Annotated in this window: 12 protein-coding genes; 11 read left to right on the top strand and 1 reads right to left on the bottom strand. The window is 44.2% G+C overall.

Annotation, left to right across the window (positions count from 1 at the left end):
- Positions 1-143: 143 nt before the first annotated feature.
- From nikB to M3196_RS08450, 11 genes are all read left to right on the top strand, one after another.
- Positions 144-1,085, top strand: coding sequence for a nickel ABC transporter permease (gene nikB / locus M3196_RS08500; RefSeq protein WP_251321853.1), 942 nt, complete (start codon positions 144-146; stop codon positions 1,083-1,085).
- Positions 1,086-1,103: 18 nt separating this feature from the next.
- Entirely contained in the window at positions 1,104-2,000 is an 897-nt protein-coding gene (locus M3196_RS08495; RefSeq protein ID WP_251321852.1) for an ABC transporter permease, read from the top strand.
- Between the two features lie 16 nt (positions 2,001-2,016).
- Positions 2,017-3,546: a glutathione ABC transporter substrate-binding protein gene (locus tag M3196_RS08490; RefSeq protein ID WP_251321851.1), complete on the top strand. Its 1,530-nt coding sequence runs from the start codon at positions 2,017-2,019 to the stop codon at positions 3,544-3,546.
- Between the two features lie 8 nt (positions 3,547-3,554).
- Entirely contained in the window at positions 3,555-4,559 is a 1,005-nt protein-coding gene (locus M3196_RS08485) for an ABC transporter ATP-binding protein (RefSeq protein ID WP_251321850.1), read from the top strand.
- Complete coding sequence (locus tag M3196_RS08480) at positions 4,531-5,505, top strand: ABC transporter ATP-binding protein (protein ID WP_251321849.1); 975 nt, start codon at positions 4,531-4,533, stop codon at positions 5,503-5,505. Before M3196_RS08485 ends, M3196_RS08480 begins: the two co-directional genes overlap by 29 nt.
- A gap of 5 nt (positions 5,506-5,510) precedes the next feature.
- Entirely contained in the window at positions 5,511-7,154 is a 1,644-nt protein-coding gene (locus tag M3196_RS08475) for a gamma-glutamyltransferase family protein (protein ID WP_251321848.1), read from the top strand.
- A 41-nt stretch (positions 7,155-7,195) separates the two neighbouring features.
- Positions 7,196-7,777 carry a chromate transporter gene (locus tag M3196_RS08470; RefSeq protein ID WP_251321847.1) on the top strand — a complete coding sequence of 194 codons (582 nt, stop codon included), beginning with the start codon at positions 7,196-7,198 and terminating at the stop codon, positions 7,775-7,777.
- Positions 7,774-8,304 carry a chromate transporter gene (locus M3196_RS08465; RefSeq protein WP_251321846.1) on the top strand — a complete coding sequence of 177 codons (531 nt, stop codon included), beginning with the start codon at positions 7,774-7,776 and terminating at the stop codon, positions 8,302-8,304. Before M3196_RS08470 ends, M3196_RS08465 begins: the two co-directional genes overlap by 4 nt.
- 478 nt (positions 8,305-8,782) lie before the next feature.
- Positions 8,783-9,262: a hypothetical protein gene (locus M3196_RS08460; RefSeq protein WP_251321845.1), complete on the top strand. Its 480-nt coding sequence runs from the start codon at positions 8,783-8,785 to the stop codon at positions 9,260-9,262.
- A 254-nt stretch (positions 9,263-9,516) separates the two neighbouring features.
- Positions 9,517-10,479, top strand: coding sequence for a DMT family transporter (locus M3196_RS08455; RefSeq protein WP_251321844.1), 963 nt, complete (start codon positions 9,517-9,519; stop codon positions 10,477-10,479).
- Positions 10,480-10,670: 191 nt separating this feature from the next.
- Entirely contained in the window at positions 10,671-11,540 is an 870-nt protein-coding gene (locus M3196_RS08450; RefSeq protein WP_251321843.1) for an AraC family transcriptional regulator, read from the top strand.
- Between the two features lie 50 nt (positions 11,541-11,590).
- Here the strand turns inward: M3196_RS08450 and M3196_RS08445 are convergent, their stop codons facing one another.
- Positions 11,591-12,286, bottom strand: a complete 696-nt coding sequence (locus tag M3196_RS08445) for an OmpA/MotB family protein (protein WP_251321842.1) — start codon at positions 12,284-12,286, stop codon at positions 11,591-11,593.
- Between the last annotated feature and the right edge of the window lie 3 nt (positions 12,287-12,289).

The raw sequence follows: 12,289 nt of genomic DNA, 5'->3' as shown, positions 1-12,289 counted from the left end.
AGAAAATAGTCTGAATTTATTTTATAATCAGAAACAATATTAAAACCGTTTGTTAATTTAAAACTTATTTTCGGTTAACAAACGGAGTGTAAATGAACGTTATATAATCGAAAAGTTAATAAAAGGGGAGAGGTGAAGAGGAAGTGGCAGGTTTAATTGTAAGGCGCGTTTTCCAGCTCGTGCTTTTATTAATAGGTATTTCATTTATCGTTTTTATGAGCATGCACATTGCACCGGGAGATCCTGCAAGTATTATAGGCGGACCAACCGCAACCCAGGAAGATGTAGAAGCAATAAGAGAAAACCTTGGTTTAAACGAACCATTGCTTACCCAGTATTTTGATTACTTAAGAGGCATCTTTACAGGTGACTTAGGATTCTCTTATCAAACCAAACAAGCTGTGTCAGAAGCAATCATCAATCGTTTTCCAAACACACTGAATCTAGCCATCGCAAGTATTATGGTTGCAATCGTAATCGGTGTAACAACAGGAATTATATCTGCGTTAAAACATAACACGTGGTTTGACGGATTGAGCACTGTCATCGCGTTAGGAGGGATATCCATACCTAACTTTTGGCTGGGAGCTATATTGATCCTTATTTTCGGCGTTAATCTTCAATGGTTTCCTGTAGGTGGACTTACCGAACCGTTCTGGACCATAGAAGGGATGAAACAGCTTGCACTCCCAGCCATCACACTTGGTACGGGATCAGCTGCGATGATCGCTCGAATGAGCCGGTCCGCAATGCTCGAAGTCATCCGGGCTGATTATGTGAGAACAGCCAGAGCAAAAGGCGTTCGTGAAAAATCAGTCATTATGATGCACTGTTTGAGAAACGCCATGATACCAGTCATTACGGTTATTGGCTTGAATTTTGGTTTCCTGCTCGGAGGCACAATCATTACAGAATCTGTTTTTGCCATTAATGGAGTAGGGAGGCTCATGATTGAATCGATCGCCGCTCGTGACTTTCCGATGGTACAAGGTTCGGTTCTTCTTGTCGCTACACTGTTCGTTTTAGTAAACCTTATTGTTGATATCGTATATGCGTTTATCGACCCAAGAATCAGTTACGAATAAACGAGAAGGGGGGATAACATGGCAGCAGAAGTGGCTACACAGCAATTGCCTGCACATAAGAAAAAGAAAGAAGTTGCACTGTTAAAAACATGGAAACGATTGATCAGAAATAAAATGGCGATTGTTGGCTTAACGATCATCGCCTTACAACTATTTATGGCTCTTGCGGCGCCCATAATCGTTGGAGTTGATCCAAACAAGCAGAACCTGGAACTAAGTGAACTGCCGATTGGTACAGAAGGCCATGTACTAGGGACCGATAATTATGGACGAGATATTTGGAGCAGAATCGTATACGGGGCAAGAATCTCGTTGCTAGTCGGGATAGGCGCGGTCAGCCTAGGTTTAGTTGGCGGCGTAATCCTTGGTCTGCTATCTGGTTATTACAGAAGATTAGACGGTATCATTATGAGATTTGTAGATTTAATGTTTGCGTTCCCTGGCATTCTATTAGCTATGTTAATCATCGCCATTTTAGGAACAAGCCTTGTAAATGTCGTGATCGCGATCAGTATTTGGTCCATTCCAACCTGCGCAAGGATCGTAAGAGGAAGTGTACTCTCAATCAAAAAACAAGAGTACATCATGGCCATGAAATCTCTTGGAGCGAGCGATCTTCGAATCATGTTCAAGCATGTACTGCCAAACTGTGCAGCGCCTATTATCGTCTTTGCCACAATGCGGATGGCAACAGCGATCCTATCAACCGCCTCTTTAAGTTTCCTAGGATTAGGGGCACAGCCGCCAACTCCTGAATGGGGAGCAATGATCGCTGCAGGTCAGGAGTATATGTGGACATCGCCTCATATGATCGTCGTTCCGGGTATAGCGATCATGCTCGTTGTATTTGCGTTTAATGTTGTGGGCGACGCTCTTCGCGACGCTTTAGATCAAGGAATGAGTTTGGATAAATAAAAGGGGGAGATTTCAAATGGAAAAAAAGTGGTTTACTAGTTTGCTAACGGTACTTTTTGTGTTGTCTTTGGCTTTAGCAGGTTGCAGCAGCAATTCTTCATCAGGTGGAAGTTCTGGTGATGCTAAACAAGAGCTAACCTATGCAACAACTTCGAAAGTTGTAGGACTTTCTCCGATTCTCACAAATGATTCTGTATCATCCACTGTTATTGAACAGATCTATGAAACGCTCTTTGTCCGCAACAGCAAAGGTGAAATTGTTCCTCACCTTGCAGAATCCTATGAAAATCCTGATGAAAATACGTGGGTGATCAAATTAAAGAAAGATATAAAGTTCCATGATGGAACACCTTTTCATGCAGAATCCGTTAAATATACGTTTGATAAGCTAAAAGATCCTGCAACAGCTGCACCGCGTGCATCGCTGTTAGCACCTGTCTCATCCATTGAGGTTCAGGACGAGCATACAGTCGTTTTAAAAACAGAAAAGCCGTATGGTCCGATGCTTGCTGCTTTAACGCACTCAAATGCTGCCATCGTTTCGCCGACAGCCGACAAAAAACAAGATCTTATGAAGGACCCTGTTGGAACAGGACCATTTAAGTTCTCAGAAAAAGTGAATGGTGATGACATTGTCCTTGTAAAAAATGAAGATTACTGGCAAAAGCCAGCTAAGCTGGAGAAGATTACGTTCACAGTTGTTCCAGAAGTATCAACTGCCATCTCTATGCTTCAGACGGGAAAGGTTCAGTTGATTGATGCGTTAGCACCTGAACTTATGCCGCGACTAGAAAAAATCAAGAACGTTGAAACACAAAAAGTAGATGGAACACCGGTTTATTACCTGGCATTCAACATGGAAAAAGCGCCAATGAACGACCTTAAGTTCAGACAAGCTGTATCTCATGCCATCAACCGAGAAGGCTATCTGAAAAAGTTGAACGGATTAGGTGTCTATTCCAACTCATTCATTGGTCCAGAAGTATTTGGACATCCGAAAGACGATAAAGGACCTAAATTTGATCAAGAAAAAGCAAAAGAACTTGTTAAGGCGAACGGATTTGATAAAAAAGAAATCAAGCTGCTTGTGGCAAATACAGCATCATACATGAACATGGGAGAAGTGATTCAAGCACAATTAAAAGAAGTCGGTATCCCAGCCAAGATCGAAACACTTGAATGGGGCACATATCTGGATGTATCCAAAACAGGTGACTTTGATATCACCATTGCCGGTTGGTCGAACGTGACAGGTGACGGAAGTGAATTGTTGTTCCCGCGCCTTCACTCGGCAAACATTGATGCAACAAACTTAAGCCGTTATAAGGATGCTGAACTCGACAAGCTGATCGATCAGTCCCGATCGGTTGTTGATCAGGAACAGCGTCTGGACATTCTAGCAAATGCGGATGAGTATGTGATGACACAGCTCCCAGTACTGCCGATCTATCACGGTATTGCTTCAGCTGCTTACGATAAATCCGTTAAGGGCTTTGAGATGGAACCTACAGGACAGTGGTCACTATACGGCGTTCATAGAGAGTAGGGATAACGATGAAAGATACTGTTTTAGAAGTGACAAATCTAGTGACAAAATTTAAGTCAGCGGATGGTCTTTTGCCGGCTGTCCGCGGCGCCTCTTTTTCGGTAAAAAAAGGAGAAACGCTCTGCATCGTTGGAGAATCAGGCTGTGGTAAAAGTATCACAGCCCTTTCCATCATGGGGCTTCTGCCTTCAAATGGATTGATAACAGATGGCTCCATCACGTTCAACGATCAGAACCTAGCTTCCATGTCTCCAAAAAAAATGCAGAAGCTGCGCGGAAACGATGTTTCTATGATTTTTCAGGAACCCATGACAGCCTTAAATCCAGTATTTACAATTGGTTTTCAAATTCGTGAACCATTGTTGATCCATCAGAAACTATCAAAGAAACAAGCACATGCAAGAGGGATCGAGCTGTTGAAGATGGTAGGAATTCCGTCGCCAGCAGAACGGATGAACCAGTATCCTCACGAGTTAAGCGGCGGGATGAGACAGCGGGTGATGATCGCGATCGCTTTATCCTGTAATCCTTCCCTGTTAATTGCAGACGAACCAACAACCGCCCTCGATGTAACGATACAGGCTCAGATAATCGATTTGTTGAACGATTTGAAAGAACAATTAGACATGAGCATGATCATGATCACGCATGACATGGGCGTTGTTGCTGAGATCGCCGACCGTGTCATCGTCATGTATGCCGGAGAGGTGATTGAAGAAGGACGGGTAGAGGAAATATTTGAAAATCCGCAGCATCCATACACAAAAGGACTCTTATCTTCTGTACCAAACGTAGATGATCCTGATTTTGAACTGAAACCAATTGCGGGATCTATGCCGATGTTGAATGAGAAGATCAGCGGGTGCCGTTTTCATCCGCGTTGTCCATATGCGTTTGATAAATGTTTCAGTGAATCACCGAAGACTTTTTCAGTAACAGATAAACAGAACGTACGATGCTGGCTGCAGGAGGAGGTAGAGCAGAATGGCGGTAGACGAGCAAGTTCTCTATAGCGTAAAAAACGTAAAGAAGCATTATCCCATAAAAGGCGGCATGCTTCAGCGGGTAAAAAGCCATGTGAAAGCAGTTGATGGAATTACCCTTGATATTTATAGAGGGGAAACACTTGGTGTCGTCGGTGAGTCTGGGTGTGGAAAATCGACATTAGGAAGAACCATATTAGGACTTGAATCTCTGACAGAAGGAGAACTTGTCTTTAACGGGAATAACATCAGTAAGTACTCACCTCGCCAGTTAAAACCGTTCAAAAAAGAGATGCAGATGATCTTTCAAGATCCTTATGCTTCTCTTAATCCAAAACAGCGGATCGGCGATGCTTTAGAGGAAGCATTTATTATTCATACAAATCTCCCGGCAGAGAAAAGAAGAGAGAAAGTGATCAAGCTTTTAAACGAAGTAGGTCTAAAAGAAGATCATTATGAGCGTTATCCGCATGAGTTCAGCGGCGGTCAGCGCCAGCGGATCGGTATCGCCCGTGCGATCTCGATCAATCCGTCATTTATCGTATGTGATGAACCGGTTTCAGCCCTTGATGTTTCGGTACAAGCACAGGTTATTAAACTATTAAAAGATCTTCAGGAAAAGCACGCATTGACCTATTTATTCGTATCGCATGATTTAGGAGTCGTCCGTCACCTATGTAACCGAGTGCTCGTTATGTATTTAGGACAGATGGTCGAACTCGCGCCTGTAAACAAGTTATACGAAAATCCGACCCATCCTTACACAGAAGCCTTATTATCTGCCATCCCAAGACCAGCTGTCGGCCGAAAAAGAGAACGGATCCGTTTAACCGGAGATCTGCCGAGTCCATCCAATCCGCCGACAGGATGTCCGTTTCATACGCGTTGTCCTATAGCGAAAGATCATTGCACAACAGAAAAACCGGCGTGGCGTCAAATGGATGACGGCCATTTTATCGCCTGTCATGAGAGGTGAAGAAGATGAATCAAACGATACCGCATAAAAAACAGAGTATAACGTACAATGCACTAAATAATCCGTATTCTTCTCAGAGGATGACCGTTTACGCCAAAAAAGGCATGGTCGCAACCTCCCAGCCGCTTGCAGCACAAGCAGGTCTCGATATTTTAAAAAAGGGCGGGAACGCGGTTGATGCAGCGATTGCGACCGCGGCCTGTCTGACCGTTGTAGAACCGACTTCAAACGGAATCGGGGGGGATGCTTTTGCGCTCGTTTGGACGAAAGGTAAACTCCACGGATTGAATGCAAGCGGTCCGGCCCCAAAAGGAATATCCATCGAGGAAGTTAAGAAGGCTGGACATGATAAGATGCCGAAATTTGGCTGGCTGCCTGTTACGGTACCCGGAGCTCCGGCAGCATGGGCAGAGCTCTCTAGCCGTTTTGGCAAGCTTTCGTTAAAAGAAGTATTGCAGCCAGCGATCTCGTATGCAGAGGATGGCTACCCTCTGACACCCATTCTCGGAAAGTACTGGAAAAGAGCCTATGAAACATACAAGAGGGAGTTAAAGGGTACAGCGTTTGAGAGCTGGTTCCAAACCTTTGCGCCTGACGGCCGTGCTCCTGAGGTTGGTGAAGTTTGGCGTTCTCCTGACCATGCCCAAACATTGCGGGATATTGCAGAAACAAATGCAGAGTCATTTTACAGAGGAGCGCTCGCACAAAAGATTGGCGAAGCTTCAGAATCGCAAGGCGGTTTTTTACGAAGTGAAGATCTAGCTTCGTTTTATCCAGAGTGGGTAGAACCGATCAAGGTGAACTACAGGGGATATGATGTTTGGGAAATTCCGCCGAACGGGCAAGGGATCGTAGCGCTCATGGCACTGAACACGTTAAAAGGTTTTGATTTTACTGAAAAAGAATCAGCCGAAACGTATCATAAACAAATTGAAGCCATCAAACTGGCCTTTGCGGATGCAAAAAAATATGTAACAGACAGGTCAAGAATGAGCGTTACGGTAGAAGGATTATTGTCTGAAGCGTATGCAGAGAAAAGAAGAGAGCTGATCGAAGCGGAAGCACTCCAGCCTGAACCTGGTATTCCGCCAAGCGGAGGAACCGTCTATTTAGCAACAGCTGATGACGAAGGAAACATGGTCTCATTTATTCAGAGCAATTACATGGGCTTCGGATCAGGCGTAGTTGTTCCTGGCACTGGCATCGGACTGCAGAACAGAGGCCATGATTTTTCATTAGACCCTGATCACGATAACGCACTCGAACCTGGTAAAAAAACGTATCATACGATCATTCCAGGGTTCTTAACAAAAGACGGAGAAGCAGTCGGTCCGTTTGGTGTGATGGGTGGATATATGCAGCCTCAAGGCCACGTACAGGTCGTGATGAACACGGTTGATTTTCATCTAAATCCGCAATCTGCTCTGGATGCACCGCGCTGGCAGTGGATGGAAGACAAAAAAGTACTGGTTGAACGTTCATTACCTGCTCATATTGCAGATGAATTGGCGAGAAGGGGGCACGATGTGCAGGTTGCGTTAGATTCGGGGAACTTCGGCCGCGGACAGATCATATGGAGAGATCCAGAAACAGGCGTGCTCGCGGGAGGAACAGAAGGAAGAACAGATGGCACTATTGCTGCCTGGTAAAAAGACCAACAAAACCAACCTAGAATAAAGGACTTGATAACATGACTTACCTCAATTTGTTTCTTGCCTTTTTCCGGTCGGGCATGCTTGGATATGGGGGAGGACCTTCTTCTATTCCCTTAGTCCATAAAGAAGTAGTCGGAAAGTACAAATGGATGAACGATGAAGAGTTCGGAGATGTCTTGGCACTCGGAAACACACTCCCAGGACCAATCGCAACCAAGATGGCAGGCTATATCGGCTATCGTGTGGCTGGGTATCTTGGACTCGCGATCGCTCTTCTGGCTACCATTCTCCCAACGATTATTCTCATGATCCTATTGCTGACGTCGTTAAGGGAATTTAAAGATCAGCCATGGGTTCAAGGGATGACAAAAGGGGTTATACCGGTAGTTGCCGTGATGCTTGCCGTTTTAACATGGCAGTTCTATGATAGTTCGAAAAAGAGCCTCGGCCTAAAGATCAGTCTTATCCACATATTTGCCGGTGTCTTGCTTTTGCAGTTTCTTGGCGTGCATCCAGGCATCGTGATCGGATTATTACTCGCATACGCTTTATTCGGTCCGGTTAAGGAAAAGAAGAAAAATATCGTACATGTGCGGGAAGGAGAAAAAACAGGATGACATACTGGCACATCTTTCTCGCGTTTTTTATACCAGGCATCCTAGGCTATGGCGGCGGTCCAGCTTCTATCCCTTTGATTGAGAATGAGGTTGTAGATCGGTATGAGTGGCTTTCTGTGAGCGAATTTACAGAAGTACTGGCACTTGGTAATGCTCTTCCGGGACCGATCGCTACGAAAATGGCAGGCTATATCGGGTTTCAGGAAGGCGGCTGGATCGGAGCATTTGTAGGTGTCTTTGCTACCGTTGCCCCCTCCCTTTTATTGATGGTAGCCTTCCTCGGACTCGTTTATAAATTTAAAGATTCCCCAAGAGTAAAGAACATGAGCACGTATGTAAAACCAACAATCGCCGTACTTCTCGGAATCATGGCGTACCAGTTCTTTTTCGAGTCCTTTACAGGTGTTGGCTGGATGCATACTCTGTTCTTGGCAGTGTTAAGTTTTTTCTTGATGGAGAAGGTGAAGGTTTCTCCAGTATTTGTGATTATCGGATCACTTGGATACGGAGCGGTATTTTTAGCTTGATTTGTAGAGGAGGCTGACCCACAAGGACATGAAATATGCCCTTTTGCGGTCAGCTTTTATAATTCTGTTTATCTGTACGGTTCTAATGTGTGATTTACAGGAGGAATTTCCTTTTTTGAGCGAAAATGAGAGGTTTTCGCGTGGAACTCTATGCCGTTTGAGCGAAACGTGGCCAGGTTTGAGTGAAACGAGCAATCGTTTGAGCGAAAACTCGCCCTTATTGAGCGAACGTGTAATTAAAACGTACCGTAAAGACCAGAGGCTCATTAAATACTTATTAGCCCGCCCCCTTATTAGGAGTTTGATTACCCGGGATAAAAAAACGATTGCCATAGAGAAAATGGAATGATCATGGAATTATTGTCCTCTGCCTACTTTTTCTGTTAAAAAGTCAGGTCAAAAGCCTAGTGTGAAAGCTTCTCGTATAGGAAACAGTATACCGTATACTTGAAAATTCTAGGCATTAGGAGGGATGTACATGTTTGGGTTCGAGGATGTTTGGAAGTTTTTCTTTTCCTTTTTTCTTGTATTACCGATCGTGACCTTCATTCACGAAGCAGGTCATCTCTTTTTTGGCAAAGTGACGGGCGGGAAAGTCCACATCCATATCGGCAGCGGCAACAGGCTCTTTAAGATAGGTCCATGCCATATCCGAAAGCTTTATTTCTGGGATGGCTGGTGTGAATATGAAAATCTGAAAAACCATACACGAAGGCACTTGGTCGCTGTTTATCTGGGCGGTCCGCTTTTTACAATATTAAGCATGCTGATCGTAAACGGTCTTATTCATATGGGAATCTTAAAAGCAAGCATCTTTACTTATCAATTTGTGTATTTTTCCTTCTACTTTGCATTCTTTTCGCTGATTCCGATCGAGCACCACGGCTATCCGACAGACGGGAAAGCGGCATTGGATGTAATGAAACAAAAGACCATCGAGAAGAATCCGCTGGGTTAAATAGGGAAACGTTTGGAAGAAAGAATTCCAGACGTTTTTTCACTTTAAGAAAGCATGACTTGTTAACTGATTGATAAATGAGGCAGTAAACAAGTTTAGGAAAAGCTTGGAGTCAGCCAAGTTTTTTTTAGTCTTTCAAATAAATATTTTTAAAGTATACTGTGTTAGAATTGTTTCAACTTAAGTTGCACGTCTGTAACAGGTATTATGGACAAAACAAGTGAATACTTTTTAGTGAAGTGGGGGTCATCAGGATGAAACCGATATTGCTTGGTATTGCTGCCGCCTTTTTCTTTGGCGTCACATTCATATTGAACCGGTCGATGGACTTAACAGGTGGAAGCTGGCACTGGAGTGCATCGCTTCGCTTTTTTTACATGGTTCCGTTACTGTGGATCATCGTATGGATGCGTGGAAACGTAAAGCCCGTATTTCAGGAACTTAGGGCGCGATTTGGAGTGTGGTTTCTATGGAGCTCTGTCGGATTTGTACTGTTTTATGCGCCGATCACGTATGCGGCTGGTTTTGGAGAAGCATGGCTGGTCGCCGCCACCTGGCAGATCACGATCGTAGCGGGATCGCTTCTCGTGCCGTTTTTTTATGAAGGGGAAGGTAAGGACAAAAGATCACGGCAAAAAATCCCGTTTAAAGGCTTGGGCTTTTCGGTTTTGATTTTAGCTGGTGTGGGACTTGTTCAAATTCAGGAAGCGGATGGTGTGAACGAATCCGCCTGGCTGCATGTCGTACTGCCTGTTCTGATTGCAGCAATCGCGTATCCGCTCGGCAACCGTAAAATGATGATTGTTACAAACAAGCGGCTCGATGCGTTTCAACGGGCATTCGGGATGACGATCGCGTCACTCCCATGGTGGATTGTTCTAGCGGCAGTCGGCTGGTTCCAAGGCGGTGCTCCGACTAGCGACCAGCTGTGGCAGAGCTTTTTAGTCGCGATCTCATCGGGTGTCATCGCGACGGTGCTCTTTTTTCAGGCAACCGATCTTTGTTCGAACAACCCTGTTAAACTAGCAGGAGTTGAAGCGACGCAATCGGCCGAAATCATATTCGTGCTGATAGGCGAGATGTGGCTATTATCCATCACAGCCCCAACACTGCTTTCATTATCTGGTGTGCTCGTCATCATGCTGGGCATGTTTTTGCACAGTTATTACGGAAAAACAGAAGTTGTTCAAAAAAAATCTATCAATCTTGCAAAATGATGAATAAAAAAAATGTGAGGGGGGAATAGTATTACTACCCCCCCTTTTATATAGTAACTTTTGAACAGCCGCTGCCCGTAGCAGCGGTTGTTTTTTTGTGTAAAGTTAGAAAATCCTTCATACTTGTGCATAGAAAGTCGGATGGTTGCGAAACACCCTTGCTATTCTATTGATGAAGGGAGGTTGTGAACATGGATTCGCTTGAAAGAATGAATGACGCATTGAACTATATTGAAGAAAATCTTACTGATGAGATTGATTTTGCAGAAGTGGCGAGACGGGTTTATTGCTCGGAGTATCATTTTAAACGGATGTTCTCGTTTTTAGCTGGTGTACCGCTTTCCGAGTACATCCGCCGAAGACGATTGACGCTGGCCGCGTTTGACCTTAGAGATAGTAAATTACGGATTATCGATATTGCGGTTAAGTATGGCTACAATTCACCAGACTCTTTTACGAGAGCTTTTCAAAGTTTGCATGGCGTGACACCATCAGAAGCCAGGAAAAATGATCAATCATTAAAAGCTTATCCACGCATGGCCTTCCAGTTATCAATAAAAGGAGGAAGTGAAATGAATTATCGGATCGTCGAAAAAGAAGCATTTCACATTGTGGGGATTAAGAAAAGAGTTCCGCTCATTTATGAAGGAGTAAACCCTGAGATTGCTGCTATGTGGCAGAGTTTAAATATGGATCTGATTAACGAGTTAAAAAGTTTATCGAATGTTGAGCCAAGTGGACTCATAAGTGCGTCTACTAACTTTTCGGAGAGGCTTGCTGAAAACAGTGAACTGGATCATTATATTGGGGTAGCGACAACGGAGGAGTGTCCGGAGCACTTGGCGAAGCTTAATGTGTTAGCGTCAACGTGGGCTGTTTTTGAAGCGGTTGGGCCTTTTCCAGATACGCTGCAGAATATATGGGGACGCATTTACTCTGAGTGGTTTCCATCGTCAAGTTATGAACAGACGAAAGGACCGGAAATGTTGTGGAATGAACATAAAGATACGAGTTCACCAACGTTTAAAAGTGAGATTTGGATTCCCCTTAAAAAGAAATAAAAGAAGAAATAAAGAAGAAAGCATCGGCGTTGAACCGATGCTTTTTGTATTTATTGCTCTACAATTTCCTTCAGCTTGCTCTGCCACTTTTCGTCATCCAGTATGATTTGAAACGAAATACGGCGGTTTTTTTGGAGTGCATCGGCGGAATTGCCTTCTGCAATCGGCTTATACTCGCTGTAGCCTGTTGCTGCCAAGTATTGGGCGTACTCTTTTTTCGCGAGCTTTGGATTCGCTTTTCCGAGATAATCGACAACGGCAACCGCACGCTGTGTAGATAGTGACCAGTTAGCGTAAGGAACTGAGTCGGTGTGGCCCTCTATTAAAATGATGTACAAATATTGGCTCATATCTTTTTCCTCGATAATTGCAGCAAGCGCATCGGCTAACGGATCAAGAACTTGCTTTCCTTTTTCCGAGATTTCAGCACTTCCCGTTTCAAAAAGGATGTTTCCTTCAACTGAAATCGTGTTGTTCGGACCCCGGATGATTTTATCTTTACCGACGTTTTCTTCAAGTTGTTTTTGAATCAGGTCGGAGATGTGTTTTTTTACCTCTGCCACTTGACCGAGTTCACGCTTGATCTGAGCCTGGTCGTACGCGTTATAGATGCTCTGCACATAGGCAAGGATAGCGATAAAAACCATCACAAGCACCATCATGGCCATCATATCGGTGAAACTCGGCCAGAAAATTTCTTTTGTTTCTTGATCTTCACTGTTGTAGTAGGATTTACGCGCCTTCATAAC

This window comes from Fictibacillus nanhaiensis, from assembly GCF_023715445.1.
Classification (GTDB): domain Bacteria; phylum Bacillota; class Bacilli; order Bacillales; family Fictibacillaceae; genus Fictibacillus; species Fictibacillus nanhaiensis_D.
The sequence above is the reverse complement of the archived record's forward strand: the minus strand, read 5'-3'. Positions and strand labels throughout refer to the sequence as shown.

Bases quoted from the DNA above. Each gene is read 5' to 3' on its own strand.
- M3196_RS08495 (WP_251321852.1), top strand. From the start codon at position 1,104: ATGGCAGCAGAAGTGGCTACACAGCAATTGCCTGCACATAAGAAAAAG.
- M3196_RS08490 (WP_251321851.1), top strand. From the start codon at position 2,017: ATGGAAAAAAAGTGGTTTACTAGTTTGCTAACGGTACTTTTTGTGTTG.
- M3196_RS08485 (WP_251321850.1), top strand. From the start codon at position 3,555: ATGAAAGATACTGTTTTAGAAGTGACAAATCTAGTGACAAAATTTAAG.
- M3196_RS08480 (WP_251321849.1), top strand. From the start codon at position 4,531: ATGGCGGTAGACGAGCAAGTTCTCTATAGCGTAAAAAACGTAAAGAAG.
- M3196_RS08475 (WP_251321848.1), top strand. From the start codon at position 5,511: ATGAATCAAACGATACCGCATAAAAAACAGAGTATAACGTACAATGCA.
- M3196_RS08470 (WP_251321847.1), top strand. From the start codon at position 7,196: ATGACTTACCTCAATTTGTTTCTTGCCTTTTTCCGGTCGGGCATGCTT.
- M3196_RS08465 (WP_251321846.1), top strand. From the start codon at position 7,774: ATGACATACTGGCACATCTTTCTCGCGTTTTTTATACCAGGCATCCTA.
- M3196_RS08460 (WP_251321845.1), top strand. From the start codon at position 8,783: ATGTTTGGGTTCGAGGATGTTTGGAAGTTTTTCTTTTCCTTTTTTCTT.
- M3196_RS08455 (WP_251321844.1), top strand. From the start codon at position 9,517: ATGAAACCGATATTGCTTGGTATTGCTGCCGCCTTTTTCTTTGGCGTC.
- M3196_RS08450 (WP_251321843.1), top strand. From the start codon at position 10,671: ATGGATTCGCTTGAAAGAATGAATGACGCATTGAACTATATTGAAGAA.
- M3196_RS08445 (WP_251321842.1), bottom strand. From the start codon at position 12,286: ATGAAGGCGCGTAAATCCTACTACAACAGTGAAGATCAAGAAACAAAA.